Source organism: Streptomyces venezuelae ATCC 10712 (assembly GCF_008639165.1).
GTDB classification, from domain to species: domain Bacteria; phylum Actinomycetota; class Actinomycetes; order Streptomycetales; family Streptomycetaceae; genus Streptomyces; species Streptomyces venezuelae.
The window spans coordinates 640865-663518 of record NZ_CP029197.1; the positions used below are offsets into that span (position 1 = coordinate 640865).

Genomic DNA, 22654 nt, shown 5'->3' on the forward strand with positions numbered 1-22654 from the left:
ATTCACTGCTTTCATGGCATACCGCAAGAGCCCGGCCGAGCTGGCCCGGCTCAGCAGCGCACGGGAGCACCTGGTCCAGCAGGCCACCGACGTCGTGGCCGAGGTGGGCTGGGCGCAGACCTCGGTGAACGCCGTCGCCGCCGCGGCCGGCATCGCGGCCGGCTCGGTCTACCAGCACTTCCCGTCCAAGGCGGCGCTCGCCGTCGAGGTCTTCCGGCGCGCCTCCGGCCGCGAGGTCGAGGTGCTGGGCGAGGTGCTGAGCAGCCCGGGCGACCCCGTGGACCGTCTCGTCCGTGGCGTCGAGGTGTTCGCCCGGCGCTCCCTCGAACGCCGGGGCCTCGCGTACGCGCTCCTCGCGGCCCCCGCCGAGCCCGCGGTCGGCGCCGAACGGCTGGAGTTCCGCCGCCGCTACCGCGCGCTGTTCGCCGAGGTGGTGAGCGAGGGCGTGGCCGGCGGCGCGCTGCCGCGGCAGAACCCGGAGGTCACCGCCGCCGCCCTGACCGGCGCCGTCGCGGAGGTCCTCGTGGACCCGCTCGGCGCACCCGGCGCGGACTCCGCCGAACAGCTCATCGGCGAACTCACCGCGATGGCCCTGCGGTGCCTCGGCGCGACTCAGGACGGCGAGGACTGACGGACCGGCGCCCCGGCCCGTACCGAACCGCACTCGCACCCGCACCCGCACCCGCACTCGCACCCGCACCCGCACCCGCACCCGCACCCGCCGTAGGAAAGCACCGCGCGACCGCCACCCCGTACCCGACGACTCCGGAGGACCCGACCGTGACCACCACCGCCGACTCCCGGCCGGTCAGCAGGCCGACCGCACACACCCACGACGTCACCAACCAGGCTCCCCCGCTGGTCGGCCACGACGTGGCCGAGGACCCGGTCCTGCTGGAGGGCGTACGCCGGGAGGGCGCCGAGTGGTACCTCGACGACCTGCACCGGATCGGGCGCCGCACCGGCAGCGAGGAGGTCCAGCGCTGGGCCGACGAGGCCAACCGCCACGAACCCGAGCTGCGGACCCACGACCGCTACGGCAACCGCGTCGACGAGGTCGACTTCCACCCCGCGTACCACTCCCTGATGGACGTCGCGATCAGCGAGGGCCTGGCCGGCGCGCCCTGGGCCGACGACCGCCCCGGGGTCCACGTGGCGCGCGCGGCGGGCTTCATGGTGTGGAGCTCCGCCGAGGCGGGCCACGGCTGCCCGGTGTCGATGACGTACGCCGTGGTGCCCGCGCTGCGCAACTCCCCCGGTCTTGCCGCGGCGTACGAGCCGCTGCTGACCTCCCGGGTGTACGACCCCGGGCTACGGGCGCCGGGCGCCAAGCGCGGCCTCCTCGCCGGAATGGGCATGACGGAGAAGCAGGGCGGCACCGACGTCCGCGCCAACACCACGACGGCCGTGGCCGCGAGCGACGGCAGTTGGCGGCTGCGCGGTCACAAGTGGTTCACCAGCGCCCCGATGAACGACCTGTTCCTCGTCCTCGCCCAGGCGCCGGGCGGGCTGTCCTGCTTCCTGGTGCCGCGCGTGCTGCCCGACGGCGCCCGCAACACGTTCCGCATCCAGCGGCTCAAGGACAAGCTGGGCAACCGGTCCAACGCCAGCAGCGAGCCGGAGTTCGACGACACCGTGGGCTGGCTGGTGGGCGAGGAGGGCAAGGGCGTACGGACCATCATCGACATGGTCACGATGACCCGCCTGGACTGTGTGCTCGGCTCCGCCTCCGGCACGCGCGCCGCGCTGGCGCAGGCCGCCCACCACGCCCGGTACCGCTCGGTGTTCGGCGCCAGGCTCGTCGACCAGCCGCTCATGCGCAACGTCCTCGCGGACCTGGCCCTGGAGTCGGAGGCGGCGACCACCCTGGCGCTGCGGATCGCGGGCGCGACGGACCGCGCGCAGCGCGGTGACGCCGGCGAGCGGGCGTTCCTGCGGCTGGCCACGGCGGTCGGAAAGTACTGGGTGTGCAAGCGCCAGCCCGCGGCGGTGGCCGAGGCGCTGGAGTGCCTGGGCGGCAACGGCTACGACGAGGCCTCGGGGATGCCGAGGCTCTACCGCGAGGCACCCCTCAACGGCATCTGGGAGGGCTCGGGCAACGTCAACGCCCTCGACGTCCTGCGGGCGCTGGTCCGGGAACCCGAGTCCCTTGAGGCCTTCCGTGCCGAAGTGGAGGCGGCCGGGGGCGCGGACGCCCGGCTGGACACCGCGTGGCGGGAGGTACTCGGCGAGCTGACCCGGCCCGAGGACGCGGAACTGCGGGCCCGGCGGCTCGTGGAGCGTCTGGCGCTCGTGTTGCAGGGCTCGCTGCTCGTCCGGCACGCCCCCGCCGCGGTGGCGGACGCGTTCTGCGCGTCGCGGCTGGCCGGCGACCGCGGCCTGGCCTTCGGCACGCTGCCGCCGGACACGGACCTCGGGGCGATCCTCGAACGACTCCCGGCAGGACTGGCCTGAAACCGTCCCCGCCCTGCGGGACCGCCAGGAAGCCGGCGCCGTTCGCGTCCTCGAACTCGTCGGCGGCCGTCGTCGTCCGGGAGAACGCGTGGGCTGCCGGCTCGCCAGAGCCTTCGAGAGGACGCAGGCCCGAGAAGGCCCGCGTCCTCAACTCCTGACGGCCTCCCGGCGCCTGGCGTTCCGTCGCCGCGCGCGTACTCCGGCGCCCCTGTCAGTGGCCGTCGGACGCTCCGTTCAGGAGGTCGAGCGCGGCGCGGGCGTCCGCGTCTCCCGCGCGGGCGGGGCCGCTGAGCCAGTCCGCCACGGCCGCCAGGTCGGGCCCGTCCGGTGGACCGGAGTCCGGCGGACCGGCGGCGGGGGCGGAGGGGGGAGCGGTGGAGGCCGAGGCGGCCGCGGCCGTCGCGGCGGCGTCGAGGTCGACGGAGCGCAGCCACCGCTCGGCCTCCTCCATCCGGCCCGTGCGCACCAGGGCCTGGACGAGGTTGAGCCGGGCCCCCGCGTGTCCCGCCTCGGCCGCGCGGCGCCACAGCGGCTCGGCGCCGGCCCAGTCGCCGCGCTCGGCGAGGACGGCGCCGCAGCTGACCAGCGCGTCCGTGTCGCCGGCGGCGGCCGCCTCGCGCCACCACCGTTCGGCACCCGCCAGGTCGCCGCGCTGGCGCAGCAGGTTGCCGAGATTGTTCATGCCTCCGGCGTCGCCCGCCTCCACGGCCTTCCGGTAGTACGTCTCCGCTCCGTCGAGGTCGCCGCGCTGGCGCAGCAGCACGCCGAGATTGACGTACGAGTCGGTGTGACCGTCCGCCGCGGCGAGCCGGTAGTAGCGCTCCGCCCCGGCCGTGTCCCCCTCTTCGGTCAGGAGTACGCCCATGGTGTGCCGGGACGCCGTGTGTCCGGCGTCCGCGGCCCGCCGGATGTGCTCACGCGCGCCGTGGAGCCCGTCCTGGGCCACGTGGATCCTGGACACCCAAAAGAGGACCTCGGGATCACCGGAGGCGAGGGCGGCAGCGAAGCACGCGCGGGCGCGGGCCACTTCGCCCTCATGGGCCTGAAGGACGGCCATCGCCATGAGGACATGGGGGTGGCCGTTGTCGTCGGGGTGCAGGAGCAGCTGACGCGCGGCCCATTCGACAGGGGAATCCGCCGGGGGCGCGGAGGCGGACGTCCCGTCCCCGGGCGGGCCCTCCCCGGGCGGGCGCGAGACGGTGGACGGGTTCGGTGAACCGGCCGGCTCCGCCCTCTCCGCCCTCTCCGTCCTCTCCGTCCTCTCCGTCCTCTCCGCCGGACGGGACGGCGGCGGCGCGTGGCGGGCGGCGGCCGCCCGCAGGGCGCGGAGTTCGACCAGGGCCTGGCGGGCCCCGACGTGCCCGGTCTCGGCGACCGGCCGGAAGTATCGTTCCGCCGCGTCGAACTCCCCTCGGTCCATGAAGAGCGTTCCGAGCGCCAGGGCGGCCATCGGGTCACCCGCGGCCCGCGCGCGCCGGAGCCACTCCTCGGCCTCCTTGACGGCTCCCCGGTTGCCGAGGCCGATGCCGTACACCGTCATCGCCCGCACGTCGCCCGCGACCGCGGCCTCGGCCGCCAGCTCCTCCGGGATCGGCCGGCCTTCCTCGTACGCCGCTCTGACCAGCTCGTCCAGCTCAGCCGCCCGGGACCTCCCCGAGGCCGATCCCCGCCCCGCCCGTCTCCTCCACCACGCGGCCATGCCACTCCCCCGCCCGTCGCCGTAGGGGCATTGTGACCCCGCACGCCCGAAGACAACACACCAACGCACGGATAAGGCAACGGAGTTCACGGGGCGGGTTCATGGTCCGACGTGGATGTGCGCGGCCCACAGGGAGGGTGTGCGGGGGTACCGGTCGCGAATGCCGCGCACCGCCTCGCGCACCGCGTACGGGGCCCGGTCGGCGACCGGCCGGGGCGCCCCGAGCCCCTCGTAGACCTGCTCCGCGATCCGTACGGAGAGGGTGTCCTCGATCTCCCACAGGGTTCCCACCACATGCCGGAACCCCGCCAGTTGCAGACCGCCCGCGAGGTGGAGGCCCTCGTCCATGACCGTGAACCCGGACCGTGCCGTGCCGCAGGCGGACAGGTACGCCAGGTCCGCGCCGGACAGGTCGAGGCGGGAGATCCCCGCCACGGTCAGGGGGTGGTCGAGGTGGTCGTGGACCAGGAGCCTGCTGCCCACGGCCGTCAGCGGCTCGGAGGTGCCGTGGCCGCAGAAGTGCAGCCAGGTGTGGTCGGCGAGGGCCGAGACGACGGCGTCCCTGGTGGCGGCCTCGCCGGCGAGGAGCCGGGCACCCGGCAGTGCCCCGGCGACGGCGGCTCCCTCGCCGGCCGCCCCGGGCAGCGGCGGGGCGCCGGGTGCCTCGGGCACGGCGACCACCAGGAAGGAGGGGACGGACGCCGCGGTGCGGCGGCGAGCAGCCGCCAGCGCGCGGACGGTGGGGGCGTAGGACGGCACGGTCCGGTCGAGCACGGTGCGCCCGGTGGCCTCGCGGTGGTGTCCGGCGGCGTGCAGCGGCAGGAAGGCCAGCGGGCCGGTGGGGATCCACCACACGCGGGGCGGCCGGCCGTCGGCCGACGGGCCGGTGATGCCGAGGGCGTCGAGCACCGGTCCGGTGACGCCGTCCCACAGCCATCCGAGATGCCCGTCGAGCTCGTCCTCGGCGGCCGGACCCACCATCAGGTCGCCACCGTCCCCGGCCTGGAGCCGTTCCAGGGCCCCGAGAAAGGCCACCGTCCGGTCGACCACCTCACGCAACGTGAGCCGCGGCAGCGGCACGACGAGCAGCCCCTCGGCAGTGATCACCAGGGCGTCACAGCGGAAGCGGCTGACGTTGACAAGAACGACGGGCCCGTCGGCACCTTCAGCGAGGAGCCCGTCGGCCTCCGGCGGGAGCAGCGGCTCCTCGGATCCGGCACGACGCCGAACGGCGGCGGGGGCCGCGTCCCCTGACGTGGCGGACGCGGGCCGGTCGACGGCGGCGGCAGCGCCGGGGGCGGGGGCGCCGTCGGCGGCCGCGCCGGGGGCGGCATGGGCGTCGGCGTCGGCGTCCGATCCCGCACGACGCCGAACGGCGACGGGCTTCGCGTCCCCTCCCGCGGCGCACGCGGGCCGAACGACGGTGGGGGCCGCTCCGACGCCGGAGTCGGCGTCAGAGCTCGCATGACACCGAACGGCGGCGTGCGTCGCGGCCCCTCCCGCGGCGCGAGCGGACCGGTTCACGGCAGCGACCGCTCCGACGCCCGCGTCGTCGGCGGCGGCAGCAGCGTCGGCCGCTGCGCCGCCGGCATGGGCGTCGGCGCCGACGTCCGATCCCGCACGACGCCGGACGGCGACGGGCTTCGCGTCCCCTCCCGCGGCGGACGCGAGCCGGTCCACCGCGGCTGCCGCTGCGACGCCGGAGTCGGCGTCTGCGGCGGCCGCTGCGACGCCGGCATGGGCGTCGACGTCGGAGCCCGCACGACACCGAACGGCGGCAGCCGTCGCGTCCCCTCCCCCGGCACATGCGGGCCGATCCACGGCAGCGGCCGAGCCGACGCCCGCGCCGGCAGCGTCGTCGGCCACGCCGACGCCGACGTGGGCGTCGGCGTCGGCATCCGATCCCGCACGGCGCCGGACCGCGGCGGGCATCGCCTCCCCTCCCGCGGCGGACAAGGGCCGGTCCACGGCGGCGGCCGCTGCGACGCCGGCGTGGGCGTCGGCGTCGCCGTCCGATCCCGCACGGCGCCGAACGGCGGCAGGCGGCGCGTCCCCTCCCCCGCCGCACGCGGACCGGCCCACGGCAGCGGCCGCGCCGACGCCCGCGTCGGCGTCAGCGGCGTCGGCGTCAGCGGCGGCGGCAACAGCAGCAGCAGCAGCAGCGTCGGACGCTGTCCCGCCGGCGTGGGCGTCGGCGTCGCCGTCCGATCCCCCACGGCGCCCGACCGCGGCGGGCGTCGCGTCCCCTCCCGGGGCGGACGCGGGCCGATCCACGGCGGCGGCCGCTACGCGGCCGACCTCGGCGTCAGAGCTCGCATGACACCGAACGGCGGCGTGCGTCGCGGCCCCTCCCGCGGCGGACGCGGACCCGCCCACGGCAGCGACCGCGCCGACGCCCGCATCGGCGTCAGAGCACGCACAACACCGAACGGCTGCAGGCGGCGCGTCCCCTCCCCCGCCGCACGCGGACCGGCCCACGGCAGCGGCCGCGCCGACGCCCGCGTCGGCGTCAGCGGCGTCGGCGTCAGCGGCGGCAGCAGCAGCAGCGTCGGCCGCTGTCCCGTCGGCGTGGGCGTCGGCGTCGCCGTCCGATCCCGCACGGCGCCGGACCGCGGCGGGCGTCGCGTCCCCTCCCGCGCCGCACACGGACCGGTCCACGGACGCAGCCGCTTCGACGCCTGCGTCCGCTTCGGCGTCGGCTTCGACGCCTGCGGCTACATCGACATCGGCGCTCCGCCCGGTACGCGGCCACTCGCGCCGGTCGGCGGGCTGCGGGGCCTCGGCGCGCTGCCTGGGCAGGTCGTCGGCGTGGGTGCCGAGGGCTCGGGTGAGGAGGATGCCGCGGCCCGACTCCAGGAGGCTCAGCGCTCGGGTCGGTGCGTCGGCGGATAGGGCGCAGGCCGCCGCGTCGGCGGCGAGGCCGCGGCTTTCGGCTAGTACGCGTTCCGCGTCGGCGAGGGGCAGGTGGCGGGAGGCGAGCGTGGGGAGTTGGGCGAGGGCGTGGCCGTACGCCGTGGCGGCCTCCTCCGGCCGGCGCGCCTTCATCGCCTCGAACCCCCAGGCGTGGGCCGCCCTGAGCCGCGTCAGAGGGGGCGCCGTGGGGTGGAGCGCGGCGGCGCGCAGCGCGGCGGATGCTCCGGGGCGCCCGCGCGCTGCCAGGACGAGGCCGAGCTGGTGCTGGACGCCCGCGTACCGGGGGTGGCGGGTGGGCAGTGCGGCGGCCGCCGTACGGAGCAGGCTCTCGGCGCGGTCGGCGTCCTCCGCGCGTCCGGCGAGCTGGAAGCGCTCGGTGAGCGCGGAGGCCAGGTTGAGCAGGGCGCCCACGCGCGGCCCGAGGGCGGTGTCGGCGTCGGCCGCCGCCGCTTCCAGGGCGTCGATCCGCGCCCGCGAGTCCGCCTCGTCGGAGCCGCGTTCGCGCCGTACGCGCAGGACGTTGGCGAGGCCCTGCTGGAGGAGGACGTGGTCGCGGTGGCCCGGCGGCGCGAGGAGGACGGCCTCCTTGTGCGCGGCGACGGCCTCGGTGAGGTCCTTGGGGTCTCCGGTGCGTTCGTGGCGCATCCGCAGGGCGAGGCCGAGGTTGTGCAGGCGGCCGCCCCGGTCCTCCGGGCCGCCCTCGTCGACGGCCGCGCGGGCGACCCGTACCGCCTCGGTCACGTCGTCGAGCGCGCCCCGGTGTTCGTACCGCTCGCGGAGCGCGGCGCACAGGCCGCTCAGGACGAGGCTCCGCTCGGGGTGGCCGGGACCCGCCTCCGCCTCGGCCTCGCGCAGGACCGCGACCGCGGCGTCGAGGTCCTCGGGCCTGCCCTCGCGCTCGTACCGCAGGCGCAGGACCACGCCCTGGAGCGCGAGGGCGGAGGCGTACAGCGGGCGTAACCGCCGGGGAGTTCCCGCGACGGCGGCCTCGCAGGCCTGGACGGCGTCCTCCAACTGCCCCCGGCCCAGCTGGCGTTCGGCCGCGAAGACGGCCGCGCGGGCCCGCTCGTGGAGGGCGGTGAGGCCCGCCGCCTCGGTGTCGGCGTCGGGGTCCGGCCGCGCTTCCCGGCGGCCCGCGTACCGATCGAGGGCCGCGGCGATGGCCGCGTCCTGCCGTCCGGCCTCGGCACCGAGCAGCACGCTCCGGCACCGGTGGAGGTCGGCGAGGGTCAGGACGGCTTCGGGATCGGCGGCCGGGTCGGGCACGTGCCGCATCAACTCACGGGCCATCCGCAGCGCTTCGGGGTCGAGGATCGCCGCACGGTCCATGGTCGTCCGGAACAGCAGTACGCGCGCCGCCAGGGCGTGCAGCAGATCGTCCCGCCTCGTGACCGCCATACGGGTTACGGTACCGAGCGTGGCGGTGTCCGACCGAGGGGGCGGTTGCGTGGCGGGCGAGGAGAAGTACCGGCTCGGCCGGCTGTGCGCACAGCTCACCGCGATCCACGCGCTCGCGGAACGCCAGGGCGAGGCGGCGGAACTCGACGCCGTCCTGACCGGACTCCGGGCGGACGGCGACGCCGCCGAACTCACCTCACGGGCCGATGAGTTGCTGCGCCGGTGCGGAGTGGCGCGGGGTCTCGGCGACCAGCGCTCCCCCGGTGGCGTGCTCCCCGCTCTGGGCGGCGGACATCCGGTGGAGGAGGCCCATGTGTGCCCGGCGGGCCGCTGCGACCGGGTGGTCCTCGAACCGGGCGGGCGGTGCGAGCTGTACGTCGCCCCGCTGCGCCTGGTCAGGTGGGGTGGGGCGTGACCACGTTCCTGGCCACCCTCGGCGGCAAACTCGCCGACACCTGGGTCTCGTTGCTCGTCCTGCCGGGCCTGCTGTACCTCGCCGTCCTCTCGGCCGCCCCGGTGCTCGGCCACCGACACGCCCTCGACCACGGTCTGTTGACCGCGCGGATCGACGCGCTGGCCGACGATCCCGCCGCGCACGCACCCGGAACGGTGATCGTCTTCGGTGTGCTCCTCCTGGTCGCCGCCGCGGGCGTCAGCCGGCTGACCGCCGCGCTGGGCGCTGGGGTCGAGCGGTTGTGGCTCGGGGACTGGCCCGCGGCGCTGCGGCCCGCCTCGCGTGCCCTGACCCGGCGCCGCGCGACCCGGTGGGCGGCGGCCGACGCGGCTCACCGCCGGGCGGTGGCGGCCACGGCGCTGCGGTTCGCCGCGGAGAGCCGGGGGGAGCCCGCCCTGGAGCCCGCCCTGGACGTGGCCGGACCGGACGCCGCCGGGAGCGAGGGCCCGGGGCACCCGGACCCGGCGGCGGACACCGTCGGCCTCAACGACGCACGCAACCGGATCGCCCTGACCCGGCCGGCCCGGCCGACCTGGATGGGCGACCGACTGCTCGCCGCCGACGCCCGGGTCCACCGGACGTACCGGATCGACCTCACCTCGGCGTGGCCCCGGCTCTGGCTGCTACTGTCCGACACCGCGCACGCCGAGGTCCGGGCGGCCCGGTCCGCGCTCACCGCCGCGGCCCGCCGGGCGGCCTGGGGGCTGCTCTATCTGCTGCCCGCGCTGTGGTGGTGGCCGGCCGCCCTGATCGCCGTCGTCACCTGGGGTGGCGCCTGGCGTCAGGGCCGGGTGGCGGTCCACGAGTTCGCCGAACTCGTGGAGTCGGCCGTCGACCTGCACGGCCGGGACCTCGCCACCGCTCTGGGCATTCCGTGCGAGGAGCAGCTGACCGCCACCACCGGCCTGGCGATCACCCGCACGCTGCGCAAGGGGACCTGAACCGGCTCACGGCTCACCGGTCGCGGCTCACCGGTCGCGGCGGCCGCGCGAGAGCCAGCCCGAGATCCCGCCGGTCGCGGGCGCCCAGGCCACCGTGTCGTCCTTCCCGGGGTCCGCGAACGGATGGGGTGCCACGCCCTCTCGCGCCGCCGGGCCCGGCGTCGGCCGGCTGGGGGGCTGCACCCGCTTAAGGCGGGCCCGCCAGGGGCCGTCCGCCATCTCGAACTGCACCACGAGCGGCCCCTCGGGCAGCGGCACGGTCTCGCTCCGCTCGCCGATCTCGTTGATCACGTTCTCGTCCTCGGGCAGCGCGGTGGGGTCGCCGTGGCCGTCGAGTTCGTAGATGTTGACGATCAGGTTGTCGTCGCCCCGGTAGTGCACGGCCAGGTCGGCCACACCGCCGGTGTGCAGCAGCACGTCGGGGCCCCGGAACTCCGCATCGTCCTCGGTCAGTCGCCGCGCCGCCGCGAGCGGGGAGACCTCCACCCGCCACGGTCCCTCCGCCTCCAGCTTCAGGCGCAGGGGGCGGTTCGCGGGAACGGTGGCGAGCACCCGGCCACGGAAGTCGTCCTCGGTGCTGTTGACGAGGTTGTCCTCCTCCTTGTTGCGGCGGTCGAGGGTCGTCAGACCCGTGTACCCGTCGCCCTGGACGTCCAGTTGCACGACGACCGGCCCCGGCGGGAGGCCGTCCACGGTGATCACGTCGTTGTTCCGGCCGATCTTGGTGTACGGCGCGAAGACGGGGCCGTACGACCACCCGCCCCCGGCCCCGGCAGCGGCGGGCGGCGTCACGACGGCGGGCGCCCCCACCGGCACCGTCACGTCCGGCGGCGGGGCGAACCCGGGCACGGGCCCTGCCGGAACCACCGGAGCCGCCGGTACCACCGGAGTCACCGGCACCGCTCCCCCGCCGGCCCTCGGCTGTGCCTCGGCCACGTCGACGCCGTGGTCCGTCGCCAGTCCCACCAGGCCGTTCACGTACCCCTGGCCGACGGCCCGGAACTTCCAGCCGCCCGCCCGCCGGTACAGCTCGGCCAGGACCATCGCGGTCTCCCCGGCGGCGTCCGTGACGTCGTACCGCGCCACCGACGTGCCGTCAGGGGCGAAGGCCTCCACGGAGAGCCCCCGGACGTCCCGCAGCGCTCCGTGCTCCGACGACCCGACGACCAGGACGCGCGCGATCTGCGCCTCGACGCCCGGCAGGTCCGCCTCCAGCCACGCGGTGCCGCCGGGGCCGCCGGTCAGCCGGACGGTGCCGGACGGATGGGTCGGCGCTCCGTGGAAGACGACGTCCCCGTCACCCCTGACCGCCCCGCCGTCCGTCAGCAGCAGGGCCATCGTGTCGATGCCCCCGGACACGGCGATCCTCAGCGGCACGGACGGGACGAACCCGTTCCCGCCCTTGACCAGCACGCTCATGATGCCCCGACCCTTCCCCTCATGTCCCCACCCCGTCGGCCCAGTGATGATCTTGCAGGGGGCGAGCCCCCACGGACAAGGCCCCGGGTCCGCCTCCGGTCCCGGGGTCTGTCGCGCCCGGTGGGTCGGCCGAGGCGGATGTGGTCGACCGTCCAGTAATACGGGCGGGGCGCGGTCGTCACACGGCCGGGCTGGAGACCGCGTCCTCGACGGCGATGTACGTCACGCCGTGGTCGGCCAGGGCCTCGGCGACGACCCCGCCGGTCGCGGTGAGCGCGAGGAGGAGGTGCTCGTCGCCGATCTCCCAGTCCTTGCGGGCCAGCGCCACCCGGAGGGACTTCTCCAGGACGGCCTTGGCCTCCCGGGAGAAGGACCGCCGGCCCGACCACCAGCCGGCGTCCTTGCGGTCGCCCGCGAGCGCGCCCGCGCCGTGGGCCTCCTCCACCCGTGCCACGACGGCACCCACGTCGATGCCGAGGTCGGCGAGCGCCTCCGTGTCCGCGCGGGACAGCCCGGCCCGGCGGCGGGCCTCGGCGAGGGCGGCCAGCAGGGACGGGCGGCGGTCCGGCGGGCACAGCGCGTGCAGCGCGTCCGCGGCCCGGGTGTCCTCCCGGTCGAGCAGCGCGAGCAGCAGGTGCTCCTCGGTGACGACCGCCGCGCCGGCCCGTTCGGCGTGCTCGACCGCACCCTTCACCACGGCGCGCGCGGCCTTCGTGAACCGTTCGAACATCACTGCCTCCCGTACTTCTTGTGAACGGCCTGCCTGCTGACGCCCAGTTCGGTCGCGATCTCCTGCCACGACCACCCCTGGTTGCGCGCACTGCGCACCTGGACGGCTTCCAGCTGTTCCAGCAATCGCCGCAGGGCGGAGACGGCCCGTAGTCCGACCCGGGGGTCGCGGTCACCGGCCCGTGCGGCGAGATCGGTCGCATCGGTCATGGTGTCAACCATCGTTGACAGCGGCCCGATCTGTCAACCTTGATTGACATGTGGATCGACATCCCACAGTGACGCCACATGGCGCCAACAGGTGCCACGCGGTGCCACTCGTGACACGCGCGGCCGCGTGAGCGCACGTGGCGCCATCGTGATGCACCGCCATTTTCTCGCGTTCATGCAGGTCAGGGGCGCGTCAGAGAAATTGACACGCGCGAGATGCCACCCGCGCTTGCGCGTGGCGCCATAGTGCTGCCATGATGACGTCATGGACCTCACGCCGTATGTCGACACCCTTCGCCGCGAACTCGCGGTGGCCGCCGAAGCCGGCGGGGACGAAGCCCGCGAGCTCGCCGGGAGGCTCACCGCTCCTCTGGAGTCGGCGACCCGCCTGATCATGCTCAACGTGCTCTCCGCCGCGATGGACGAGATCACCCGTGAACTCGCCCCCGGTTCCGTCGACGTACGACTGCGCGGCCTCGACCCCGACTTCGTGGTGACGCTGCCGCCGTCCGGCGCCGGCGCCCCCGCCGAGCCGCTCGCGCCCGCCGAACCGTTCACCGGCCCGGCCCCGGCCGAAGGCGACGAGGGCGGCACCGCCCGCGTCAACCTCCGGCTGCCGGCCCACCTCAAGGCCCGCGCCGAGGAGGCCGCCGGCCGCGAGGGACTGTCCGTCAACGCGTGGCTGGTGCGCGCCGTGTCGGCCGCCGTCGGCGGTGGCACCGCGCCCCGCACGCCGGAGCGGGCGCAGAGCCTCGGCCAGAGCTTCACGGGGTGGGCGCGCTAGCCGCGCGTCCGCCCTCGGCACCCCGCCGCACCCGTACCACCTCACCCACCCATCACGTCACCCACACCGCGCCCCACCAGCGGGGACGGCCCACAGACCCAAGAGGACGGGACAGCCATGCCTTCTTTCGACACCCCCGAACCGATCTCGGCCACGGCGCGCGTGGAGGCCGGTTCCATCCAGTTCGTCGCGGGCGACCGCGTCGACACCCTCGTCACGGTGGAACCCCGCGACCCGAAGAAGGACCTGGACGTGCGGACGGCCGCGCAGACCGAGGTCTCGTACCGCAACGGCGTCCTGACCCTGAGGACGCCCAAGTCCAACCTGTTCGGCCGCACCGGCGTCGTCGACGCGACGGTCGAGCTGCCGGCCGGCTCGCACGTCGAACTGAGCGGCGCCTGGACCCAGGTGCTCGGCGAGGGCCGGCTCGGCGACGTCCGGGTGAAGACCTCCTCCGGCGACGTCCGCCTCGACACCACCGGCCCGCTGCACCTGACCGCCTCGCACGGCTCGATCACCGTGGACCGCGTCGAGGGCTCGGCCGAGATCACCACCAGCTCCGGCAGTCTGCGCGTCGGCCACATCGGGGGCCCGGCCGTCCTCAAGAACTCGCACGGCACCACGACCGTCGGCAGCGCGCACGGCGAGCTGCGGGTGAGCGGCGCCAACGGCGACATCGAGATCCGCTCCGCCGAGGACTCGGTCACCGCGACCACCGCCCACGGCACCCTGCGGGTGGCCGACATCGTCCGTGGCACCGTCCAGCTGGAGACCTCGTACGGCGCCATCGAGGTCGGCGTCCGCGAGGGCACGGCCGCCTGGCTCGACGTCAGCTCGGGTGCCGGGCAGGTGCGCAACACGCTCACGCCTTCGGAGTCCCCGGAGGGGAGCGAGGAGACCGTCAAGATCCGGGCCCGTACCCGGCACGGCAACATCGACGTCCGCCGCGCCAAGGTCTGAGCCCGACCGAGGCCCGAGCCGGACCAAGGCCCGAGCCTCACGCCTGGCCGCCCGGCCCACACGCCCCGAACCCGCACCCGCCCGCCCCACCGCCCGGCCCGCACCCCCGGGCGGTCACCACCCCCCTCCCCCGTCCTCTCAGCCTTCGATCGGAGGCCCCCATGCCTTCTTCTGTCATGCCCATGCCCAGTCAGTCGGACGGCTCCGCCACCCGCTTCGCCGTCACCGCCACCGATCTGCGCAAGTCCTACGGGGACAAGACCGTCCTCGACGGCATCAGCCTCGACATCCCGGCCGGCTCGGTCTTCGCCCTGCTCGGTCCGAACGGCGCGGGCAAGACCACCGCCGTGAAGATCCTCTCCACCCTCGTCTCCGCCGACGGCGGGCACGCCCGCGTCGCCGGGCACGACCTGGCGGCCGAGCCGCAGAAGGTCCGCGCCGCGATCGGCGTCACCGGGCAGTTCTCCGCCGTGGACGGCCTGATCACGGGCGAGGAGAACATGCTCCTGATGGCCGATCTGCACCACCTGTCCAAGCGGGAGGGCCGCCGGGTCGCGGCCGAGCTCCTCGAACGCTTCGACCTCGTCGAGGCCGCGAAGAAGCCCGCCTCCACCTACTCCGGCGGCATGAAGCGCCGTCTCGACATCGCCATGACCCTGGTCGGCGACCCGAGGATCATCTTCCTCGACGAGCCCACCACGGGCCTCGACCCCCGCTCCCGGCACAACATGTGGCAGATCATCCGCGAACTCGTCGCCGGCGGCGTCACCGTCTTCCTCACCACCCAGTACCTGGAGGAGGCCGACGAACTCGCCGACCGCATCGCGGTCCTGAACGACGGGAAGATCGCCGCGCACGGCACCGCCGAGGAGCTCAAGCGCCTCATCCCCGGCGGTCACGTCCGGCTCCGCTTCACCGACCCCGCCGCGTACCGGAACGCGGCCTCCGCGCTCGGCGAGGTGACCCGGGACGACGAGGCCCTCGCGCTTCAGCTCCCGAGCGACGGCACGCAGCGCGAACTGCGCTCGATCCTCGACTGGCTGGACTCGGCGGGCATCGAGGCCGACGAACTCACCGTCCACACCCCCGACCTCGACGACGTCTTCTTCGCCCTCACCGGCGGCACCGACCAGCCCAAGGAGGCTGTCCGATGAGCTCCTTCTCCCTCGCGGTGCGCGACTCGACCACGATGCTGCGCCGCAACCTGCTGCACGCCCGGCGCTACCCGTCCATGACCCTGAACCTGCTGCTGACGCCGATCGTCCTGCTGCTCCTCTTCGTCTACATCTTCGGTGACGTGATGAGCGCGGGCATGGGCGGCGGCGCCGACCGCTCCTCGTACATCGCCTACGTCGTGCCCGGCATCCTGATGATGACCATCGGGGGCACCGTGGTCGGGACCGCCGTCTCCGTGTCCATGGACATGACGGAGGGCATCATCGCCCGCTTCCGGACCATGGCCATCCACCGCGGCTCCGTCCTCGTCGGCCATGTCATCAGCAGTGTCCTGCAGTCGGTCGCCAGCGTGGCCCTGGTCGGCGCCGTCGCCGTGGCCATCGGCTTCCGGTCCAAGGACGCCACCGCCCTGGAATGGCTCGCGGCCCTCGGCCTGATGGCGCTGGTCGCCCTGGCGCTCACCTGGATCGCGGTCGGCATGGGCATGGTCAGCCCCAACCCCGAGGGCGCCAGCAACAACGCGATGCCGCTGATCGTCCTGCCGCTGATCTCCAGCGCGTTCGTCCCGGTGGACGCGATGCCGGGCTGGTTCCAGCCGATCGCCGAGTACCAGCCCTTCACCCCCGCCATCGAGACCCTCCGCGGTCTCCTCCTCGGCAGCGAGATCGGCCACAACGGCTGGCTCGCCCTCGGCTGGGCCCTGGTCCTGTCCGTGCTCGGCTACTTCTGGTCGAAGGCGGCCTTCGACCGCGACCCGCGATAGCCGGGAGCCGGCCGGGGCGAGGGCCCCGGCCGCCCCCACCGCCTCCGGGGCGGCGAACACCGACCATCGCGTCGGGGTACGCCGCCCCGTTCGCGTTTCCACGACTGACGGAGTCCTGTACACCCTGCTGCCATCAACACTTCACGCCAACTCCCGACGTTTCCCAACTGGCGCCCATGCCAGGCGGGTTGGGCGTTCAAGACGTGAATGCGCGGGCCCTTGACGCACTTGGTTCAGACCTTTACATTCGCCGCGCAGAAAGAGGAATGACGTTCACGTCCTTGAACCAGTCTTGAGTCAGCCCTGCACCGGCCTCGCGTCCCCACCGCGCCCCACCGCGCCCATCGCGCCCCCACCGCGTCACCCCCCCACCCGAGAGGACCCCCGCATGCACCGGACCCGTCTGCCGCTCACCCTCGCCCTGCTCGCCCTCACCGCCGCCGGTCTCACCGTCGCCACGGACGCCCCCGCCGAAGCGGCCACCGGCCGGATCACCGGGATCGGCGGCAAGTGCGTCGACGTCGCGGGGGCCGCTTCCGCGAACGGCACCCCCGTCCAGCTCTACGACTGCAACGACACCGCCGCCCAGAACTGGGACGTCGGCACCGACGGCACCATCAAGGCCCTCGGCAAGTGCCTGGACGTGACCTCCGCCGGTACGGCGAACGGCACGGCGATCCAGCTCTGGGACTGCAACGGCTCCGCCGCCCAGCGCTGGACGGTCACCGCCGCCCGCGACATCGTCAACCCCCAGGCTGACAAGTGCCTCGACGCCACGGGCAACAGCTCGGCCAACGGCACCCGGCTCCAGATATGGACCTGCACCGGCGCCGCGAACCAGAAGTGGACGGCTCCCCCGGCCGGCGGCACGGGCCCGGCACCCGGCGGGAACATGGCGGTCGCCCCGTACCTGTACAACGGCTGGGGCAGCCCGCCGAGCCCGACCACCGTCATGAACGCCACCGGCGTCAAGTGGTTCACGCTCGCCTTCGTCCTCAGCAACGGCTACTGCAACCCGCAGTGGGACGGCGGCCGTCCCCTCGTCGGCGGCGTCGACCAGCAGACGGTCAACACCGTCCGGGCGGCCGGCGGCGACGTCATCCCCTCCTTCGGCGGCTGGAGCGGCAACAAGCTGGAGAGCTCCTGCTCCAGCGCCGGCGAACTCGCCGCCGCGTACCAGAAGGTCATCAACGCGTACGGCCTGAAGGCCATCGACATCGACATCGAGGCCGCCGCCTACGACAGCCCCACCGTCCAGCAGCGCACGGTGGACGCCCTCAAGACCGTCAAGGCCAACAACCCGGGCATCAAGGTGTACGTCACCTTCGGCACCGGCCAGAACGGTCCCGACACCAGCCTCGTCAACCGCGCGGCCGCGGCCGGACTCACCGTCGACAGCTGGACCATCATGCCGTTCAACTTCGGCGGCAACGGCCAGAACATGGGCACCCTGACCGTCCGCGCGGCCGAGGGCCTGAAGACCGCCGTGAAGAACGCGTACGGCTACGGCGACGACCAGGCCTACCGCCACACCGGCATCTCCTCGATGAACGGCGTCACCGACGTCGGCGAGACCATCACCCAGGCCGACTTCCGCACGATCCTCGCCTACGCGCAGCAGCGGCACCTCGCCCGGCTGACCTTCTGGTCCGTGAACCGCGACCGCCCCTGCACCGGTGGCGGCGCCGACACCTGCTCCGGCATCGGGCAGCAGAACTGGGAGTTCACCCGCATCCTCGCCGCCTACAACGGCTGACGACCGACCCGGCCCGGCCGGGCCGCCGACACGCGTCCCGGCCGCTGCCCCCCTTCCCCCCACCCCCGTCAAGGAGTCCCATGCGCCTCCCCGAACGCGCGCCCGCGCACCGGCGGAGCACACCGCTCCGCCGCCGCCTCGGCGCCGTCCTCGCCGCCGGCGGAGCGATCTGCTCCGCCCTGGTCGCCCTCTCCCCCGCCCCCGCGGCCGCCGGGTCCACCGCCCCGGCAGCCGCCGCCCTCCCCACCGGCCCGGTCACGGTCGTGAACAGCGGCAGCGGCAAGTGCCTCGACGCCCGCGCCGCGCAGACCGCCAACGGCACCGCCGTACAGCAGTACTCCTGCAACGGCACGACCGCGCAGCAGTGGAGCATCACGTCCACCTCGGACGGCTACGTCCGGATCGGGGCGCGGGCCGACTCCGCGCAGGTCGTCGACGTCCGTGACGTCTCCACCGCCGACAGCGCCCCCGTGCACCTCTGGACGTACGGCGGCGGTCTCAACCAGCAGTGGCAGGCCGTCGAGGACGGCGCCGGGGCCTACCGCTTCGTCAACCGCAACAGCGGCAAGTGCCTCGACGTCCCCGCCGCCTCCGCCGCCGACAGCGTCCAGCTCGCCCAGTACACCTGCAACGGCACGGCCGCCCAGCGCTTCCAGGTGACACCGGTGAGCACCTCGCCCGGTGACGTCGACCTCGGGCCGAACGTCGTCGTGCTCGACCCGTCGATGCCCTCGGCGACGGTCCAGAGCCGGCTGAACACGATCTTCCAGCGCCAGGAGACCAACCAGTTCGGCTCGGAGCGCTACGCGGTCCTGTTCAAGCCGGGCACGTACGCCAACGATGTCAACGTCGGCTTCTACACCCAGGTCCTCGGCCTCGGGCAGTCGCCCGACGCGGTGACGATCAACGGCGCCGTGCACGTGGAGGCCGACTGGTTCCCGCCGCAGAACGCCACCCAGAACTTCTGGCGGGGCGCCGAGAACCTCTCCGTCACCCCCACCGGCGGCACCGACCGCTGGGCCGTGTCGCAGGCCTCCTCGTACCGCCGGATGCACGTCCGCGGCAACCTGGAACTCAGCGACGGCGGCTGGTCGAGCGGCGGCTTCATGGCCGACACCAGGATCGACGGCCAGGTCAGGTCCGGCACCCAGCAGCAGTGGCTGACCCGTAACTCCCAGCTCGGCTCCTGGACCGGCTCCAACTGGAACATGGTCTTCGTCGGCAGCCAGGGCGTCCCCGGCACGAGCTTCCCCAACCCGCCGTACACCACGGTGGACCGCACTCCCGTCGTGCGCGAGAAGCCCTTCCTCATGGTCGACGCGAGCGGCGCCTACCAGGTGTTCGTACCCGCCCCGCGCACCGACTCCACGGGCACCACCTGGGCCGCCGGCGGCGCCCCCGCCGGGACCACGCTCGGCATGGACCGCTTCCACGTCGTCCGGCCCGGGGCGACGGCGGCCGAGATCAACGCCGCCCTGGGCGCCGGCAAGGACCTCCTGGTCACCCCCGGCGTCTACCACCTGAACCAGACCCTCCGGGTCACCCGGCCCGACACGGTGATCCTCGGCCTCGGGCTCGCCACCTTCGTCCCCGACAACGGCATCACCGCGATGACCGTCGCCGACGTCGACGGGGTGAAGATCGCGGGCGTGCTCTTCGACGCCGGTACGGTCAACTCGCCGACTCTGCTGGAGATCGGCCCGGCCGGCTCGGCCGCCTCCCACGCGGCGAACCCGACCTCGCTGCACGACGTGTACTTCCGCGTCGGCGGCGCCGCCGTCGGCAAGGCCACCACCAGCCTGGTCGTCAACAGCGACCACGTCATCGGCGACCACATGTGGATCTGGCGCGCGGACCACGGCAGCGGCGTCGGCTGGACCACCAACACCGCCGACACCGGCCTCGTCGTGAACGCCGACGACGTCACCATGTACGGCCTGTTCGTCGAGCACTACCAGAAGCACCAGACCGTCTGGAACGGCAACCGGGGCCGGACGTTCTTCTACCAGAACGAGATGCCGTACGACCCGCCCAGCCAGGCCGCCTGGATGAACGGCTCGACCCAGGGCTACGCGGCCTACAAGGTCGCCGACTCGGTCACCAGCCACCAGGCCTACGGGCTCGGCAGCTACTGCTACTTCAACGTCAATCCGGGCGTCACCGCCGAGCACGCCATCGAGGCCCCCAACCGTCCCGACGTGCGCTTCCGGAGCATGGTCACGGTCTCCCTCGGGGGCACCGGCACCATCCGGCACGTGGTCAACGACCGTGGGGGCCCGTCCAATTCGTCCACCAACGTCGCGAACCTGGTGAGCTACCCATGAGACCGACCCGGGCCCGGCAGTTCCGGTCCACCGCCGTGCCCTAGGCAGACGCCACCGGGTCCGGGCACCCCGTGTGCCCGGACCGGTCCGGTACGGAACCGCGCGTCCGGCCGCCGATCCGTTCGTGCGTCCGTTCGCGCTTCGTACGTGTCAGGGAGCCCGCGCACACCCCGCCCGAGGTGCGACGACCGCTCGTCGCAACTTCCCCCATCCGCGACCCCCCGCGCGGCGCGCCCGGCATGCACGCCCGCCGACCCGGGACGATCATCCGTACATGGCAGGTACTTTCCCCTCCCCCGGCCCGACCGGGGCTTCCGTCTCCCGGCCCTCCGCCGGAAGTTCGCGCCGTCGCCCGCCCAGCCGCCCCCCGGCGGGGAGCCCCACGGGCCGCCGGCGTCGTCTCAGACGCCGCATCGCCCTCGCCGTCACGGTGCTCGTCGCCGTGACGGCGGCCGTGTCCGGGGCGCCGCCGCTGCCGGGCACGACCGCCTCCGCGTCCTCGCCCGCGCCCGGCTCCCCCGCGGCGGAACCCTTCGACGCCTCGCCCGCCCGGGCCGGCCTCGAGCGGCTGCTGCCCTCCCATGCGGCCCAGTTCACCCTCGTTCCGGTCCGGGAGTCCGAGGCCGGCGCCTCCTTCTCCCTCACGGGCGGGGCCGGGGACATCGTGGTCCGGGGCACCTCGCCGGCCACCCTCCTCACCGGCGTCGGCTGGTACCTGAAGCAGGTCGCCGGGGTCGACGTCGGATGGCCGGGCGACAGCCTCGGCCGGCTGCCCGGCACGCTCCCCGCCGTCTCCGGGACCGTCACCCGGTCGGCGGCCGTGCCCCACCGCTACGCCCTGAACGACACCGACGAGGGCTATTCCGGCCCGTACCGCGACTTCGCCTCCTACGAGCGCGAGATCGACCTGATGGCTCTGCACGGAGTGAACGAGGTCTTCGTGCCGACTGGTGCGGAGTACCCGTACTACCGGGCGCTCCAGGATTTCGGCTACGAGGCGGAGGAGTTGCGCCGCTGGATCCCCGCGCCGGCCCACCAGGGCTGGTGGCTGCTGCAGAACCTGTCGGGCTTCGCGGGTCCGGTGTCCGAGCAGCTGATCGAGGCCCGTGCGGCGCTGGGCGCCCGGATCGCGCGGCACCTCCGCTCGCTGGGGATGACGCCCGTGCTGCCGGGCTACTTCGGCACGGTGCCGCCGGACTTCACCGCACGGAACCCGGGGGCGCACACCGTGCCGCAGGGCCGGTGGGTGGGGTTCGGCCGGCCCGACTGGCTGGATCCGACCGGGCCGGTGTTCGCCCGGCTGGCCGCCGTCTACTACCGCCACCAGCGGCAGCGGTTCGGTGACAGCGACATGTTCAAGATGGACCTGCTGCACGAGGGCGGGGCTCCGGGCACGGTCGACGTCTCGGCGGCCGCCGGCGCGGTCCAGCGGGCCCTGGAGGCGGCGCGTCCCGGCGCCACCTGGGTCATGCTCGGCTGGCAGCTCAACCCGACGCCCGCCCTGCTGCACGGCGTCGACCGCCGCCGGTTGCTGATCGTCGACGGCCTGTCCGACCGCTACGACGAGCTCGACCGCGAGACGCGGTGGGGCGGCACGCCGTACGCCTTCGGCACGATCCCCAACTTCGGCGGGCACACCAGCATCGGCGCCAACACCGGGGCGTGGGTGAGCCGTTTCCACGCCTGGCTCGCCAAGCCGGACAGCGCGCTGCGCGGCATCGCGTACCTCCCGGAGGCCACCGGCACGAACCCCGTCGCGTTCGGCCTCTTCACCGAACTCGCCTGGCAGCCGGGCCCGATCGACCAGCAGCGCTGGTTCGCCGGGTACGCCGCCCGCCGCTACGGCGGTGCGGACCGGCACGCGGCCGCCGCGTGGGAGGCGCTGCGGCTCGGCCCGTACAGCATGCGGACGGGCAGCTGGAGCGAGCCGCAGGACAGCCTGTTCGCCGCGCGGCCGAGCCTGACGGCGAGCACCGCGGCGCGCTGGAGCCCGAAGGCCATGCGGTACGACGCCGCCACGGTGGAGCGGGCCCTCGCGGAGCTGCTCCGGGTCGCGCCGCGGCTGCGGACCTCCGACGCGTACCGCTTCGACGTCGTGGACGTGGCGCGGCAGGCGCTCACCAACCGTGCCCGCGTGCTGCTGCCCCGGATCAGGGCCGCGTACGAGGCCCGGGACCTGGACGCCTTCCGGGCGCTGGTACGGGAGTGGGGCGCGGCCGAGGAGCTGCTCGGGCGGCTGGTCGGCTCCGACCGGCGGTTCCTGGTGGGTCCCTGGCTCGCCGCCGCGCGCTCGTGGGGGGCCGATCCGGCCGAGCGCGACCGGCTGGAGTACGACGCCCGCTCCATCCTCACCACCTGGGCCGACCGGGTGCCGAGCGAGTCGGGCGGTCTGCACGACTACGCCAACCGGGAGTGGTCGGGCCTGGTGCGGGACGTGTACGCGCCCCGCTGGGCCGCCTATTTCGCGAGTCTGGACCGCGCGCTGGTGAACGGGACGGAGCCGGTCGCGATCGACTGGTTCGCGCGGGACGACGCCTGGGCGCGCGGCCACCGGTCCTATCCGACGCTGCCCTCGGGTGACCCCTTCACGCTGGCGGCCGAGGTGTCGCGGGCGCTGGCGGAGGCGTCCACTCCGGCCTGACGGCCCGCAAATCGCTTGTTCGCGTTCCGCCAC

The 22654-nt window shown here is 74.6% G+C and carries 16 protein-coding genes; 11 read left to right on the top strand and 5 right to left on the bottom strand.

The window, feature by feature from the left end; translation table 11 throughout:
• The first annotated feature begins 13 nt into the window (after positions 1-13).
• Both DEJ43_RS02705 and DEJ43_RS02710 read left to right on the top strand, forming a co-directional pair.
• Positions 14-631 carry a TetR/AcrR family transcriptional regulator gene (locus tag DEJ43_RS02705; protein WP_015031765.1) on the top strand — a complete coding sequence of 206 codons (618 nt, stop codon included), beginning with the start codon at positions 14-16 and terminating at the stop codon, positions 629-631.
• Positions 632-780: 149 nt separating this feature from the next.
• The gene (locus DEJ43_RS02710) at positions 781-2454 is read left to right on the top strand and encodes an acyl-CoA dehydrogenase family protein (RefSeq protein ID WP_015031766.1); all 1674 of its coding nucleotides are present in this window, start codon (positions 781-783) and stop codon (positions 2452-2454) included.
• 211 nt (positions 2455-2665) lie between these two features.
• Here DEJ43_RS02710 and DEJ43_RS02715 read toward each other — a convergent pair whose 3' ends face one another.
• Together DEJ43_RS02715 and DEJ43_RS02720 are read right to left on the bottom strand one after the other, a co-directional pair.
• Positions 2666-4153: a tetratricopeptide repeat protein gene (locus tag DEJ43_RS02715; protein WP_015031767.1), complete on the bottom strand. Its 1488-nt coding sequence runs from the start codon at positions 4151-4153 to the stop codon at positions 2666-2668.
• 99 nt (positions 4154-4252) lie between these two features.
• On the bottom strand, positions 4253-8464 hold the full coding sequence (locus DEJ43_RS02720) for a CHAT domain-containing protein (RefSeq protein ID WP_015031768.1): 4212 nt from the start codon (positions 8462-8464) through the stop codon (positions 4253-4255).
• Positions 8465-8483: 19 nt separating this feature from the next.
• On the opposite strand from DEJ43_RS02720, the gene DEJ43_RS02725 reads away from it, so the two are divergent.
• Both DEJ43_RS02725 and DEJ43_RS02730 read left to right on the top strand, forming a co-directional pair.
• Positions 8484-8879, top strand: a complete 396-nt coding sequence (locus DEJ43_RS02725) for a hypothetical protein (RefSeq protein ID WP_145953688.1) — start codon at positions 8484-8486, stop codon at positions 8877-8879.
• Positions 8876-9859, top strand: coding sequence for a hypothetical protein (locus tag DEJ43_RS02730; RefSeq protein WP_041662002.1), 984 nt, complete (start codon positions 8876-8878; stop codon positions 9857-9859). The genes DEJ43_RS02725 and DEJ43_RS02730 overlap by 4 nt, the downstream gene beginning before the upstream one ends.
• A gap of 27 nt (positions 9860-9886) precedes the next feature.
• Here the strand turns inward: DEJ43_RS02730 and DEJ43_RS02735 are convergent, their stop codons facing one another.
• The 3 genes from DEJ43_RS02735 to DEJ43_RS02745 all read right to left on the bottom strand — a co-directional run bounded on the left by DEJ43_RS02735 (position 9887) and on the right by DEJ43_RS02745 (position 12217).
• Positions 9887-11278 carry a TerD family protein gene (locus DEJ43_RS02735; protein WP_015031771.1) on the bottom strand — a complete coding sequence of 464 codons (1392 nt, stop codon included), beginning with the start codon at positions 11276-11278 and terminating at the stop codon, positions 9887-9889.
• Between the two features lie 178 nt (positions 11279-11456).
• On the bottom strand, positions 11457-12008 hold the full coding sequence (locus DEJ43_RS02740; RefSeq protein WP_041662004.1) for a Clp protease N-terminal domain-containing protein: 552 nt from the start codon (positions 12006-12008) through the stop codon (positions 11457-11459).
• The gene (locus DEJ43_RS02745; RefSeq protein WP_030315760.1) at positions 12008-12217 is read right to left on the bottom strand and encodes a helix-turn-helix domain-containing protein; all 210 of its coding nucleotides are present in this window, start codon (positions 12215-12217) and stop codon (positions 12008-12010) included. The genes DEJ43_RS02740 and DEJ43_RS02745 overlap by 1 nt, the downstream gene beginning before the upstream one ends.
• Positions 12218-12482: 265 nt before the next feature.
• Between DEJ43_RS02745 and DEJ43_RS02750 the strand changes: the two genes are divergently transcribed.
• The 7 genes from DEJ43_RS02750 (at position 12483) to DEJ43_RS02780 (ending at position 22621) form a co-directional block, all read left to right on the top strand.
• Positions 12483-13001, top strand: coding sequence for a hypothetical protein (locus DEJ43_RS02750; protein ID WP_015031774.1), 519 nt, complete (start codon positions 12483-12485; stop codon positions 12999-13001).
• Positions 13002-13118: 117 nt separating this feature from the next.
• Complete coding sequence (locus DEJ43_RS02755) at positions 13119-13961, top strand: DUF4097 family beta strand repeat-containing protein (protein WP_015031775.1); 843 nt, start codon at positions 13119-13121, stop codon at positions 13959-13961.
• Positions 13962-14137: 176 nt separating this feature from the next.
• Positions 14138-15115, top strand: a complete 978-nt coding sequence (locus DEJ43_RS02760) for an ATP-binding cassette domain-containing protein (protein WP_234104686.1) — start codon at positions 14138-14140, stop codon at positions 15113-15115.
• Positions 15112-15900: an ABC transporter permease gene (locus DEJ43_RS02765; protein WP_015031777.1), complete on the top strand. Its 789-nt coding sequence runs from the start codon at positions 15112-15114 to the stop codon at positions 15898-15900. Before DEJ43_RS02760 ends, DEJ43_RS02765 begins: the two co-directional genes overlap by 4 nt.
• A gap of 388 nt (positions 15901-16288) precedes the next feature.
• Positions 16289-17656 (top strand): chitinase, encoded by a 1368-nt coding sequence (locus DEJ43_RS02770; RefSeq protein ID WP_015031778.1) that lies wholly within the window; start codon positions 16289-16291, stop codon positions 17654-17656.
• Between the two features lie 80 nt (positions 17657-17736).
• Entirely contained in the window at positions 17737-19980 is a 2244-nt protein-coding gene (locus DEJ43_RS02775) for an RICIN domain-containing protein (RefSeq protein WP_015031779.1), read from the top strand.
• A gap of 274 nt (positions 19981-20254) precedes the next feature.
• Entirely contained in the window at positions 20255-22621 is a 2367-nt protein-coding gene (locus DEJ43_RS02780; RefSeq protein WP_106433672.1) for an alpha-N-acetylglucosaminidase, read from the top strand.
• The last annotated feature ends 33 nt before the right edge of the window (positions 22622-22654 follow it).

Bases quoted from the DNA above. Each gene is read 5' to 3' on its own strand.
- DEJ43_RS02705 (WP_015031765.1), top strand. From the start codon at position 14: ATGGCATACCGCAAGAGCCCGGCCGAGCTGGCCCGGCTCAGCAGCGCA.
- DEJ43_RS02750 (WP_015031774.1), top strand. From the start codon at position 12,483: ATGGACCTCACGCCGTATGTCGACACCCTTCGCCGCGAACTCGCGGTG.
- DEJ43_RS02745 (WP_030315760.1), bottom strand. From the start codon at position 12,217: ATGACCGATGCGACCGATCTCGCCGCACGGGCCGGTGACCGCGACCCC.
- DEJ43_RS02760 (WP_234104686.1), top strand. From the start codon at position 14,138: ATGCCCATGCCCAGTCAGTCGGACGGCTCCGCCACCCGCTTCGCCGTC.
- DEJ43_RS02735 (WP_015031771.1), bottom strand. From the start codon at position 11,278: ATGAGCGTGCTGGTCAAGGGCGGGAACGGGTTCGTCCCGTCCGTGCCG.
- DEJ43_RS02765 (WP_015031777.1), top strand. From the start codon at position 15,112: ATGAGCTCCTTCTCCCTCGCGGTGCGCGACTCGACCACGATGCTGCGC.
- DEJ43_RS02740 (WP_041662004.1), bottom strand. From the start codon at position 12,008: ATGTTCGAACGGTTCACGAAGGCCGCGCGCGCCGTGGTGAAGGGTGCG.
- DEJ43_RS02720 (WP_015031768.1), bottom strand. From the start codon at position 8,464: ATGGCGGTCACGAGGCGGGACGATCTGCTGCACGCCCTGGCGGCGCGC.
- DEJ43_RS02755 (WP_015031775.1), top strand. From the start codon at position 13,119: ATGCCTTCTTTCGACACCCCCGAACCGATCTCGGCCACGGCGCGCGTG.
- DEJ43_RS02770 (WP_015031778.1), top strand. From the start codon at position 16,289: ATGCACCGGACCCGTCTGCCGCTCACCCTCGCCCTGCTCGCCCTCACC.
- DEJ43_RS02780 (WP_106433672.1), top strand. From the start codon at position 20,255: ATGGCAGGTACTTTCCCCTCCCCCGGCCCGACCGGGGCTTCCGTCTCC.
- DEJ43_RS02775 (WP_015031779.1), top strand. From the start codon at position 17,737: ATGCGCCTCCCCGAACGCGCGCCCGCGCACCGGCGGAGCACACCGCTC.
- DEJ43_RS02715 (WP_015031767.1), bottom strand. From the start codon at position 4,153: ATGGCCGCGTGGTGGAGGAGACGGGCGGGGCGGGGATCGGCCTCGGGG.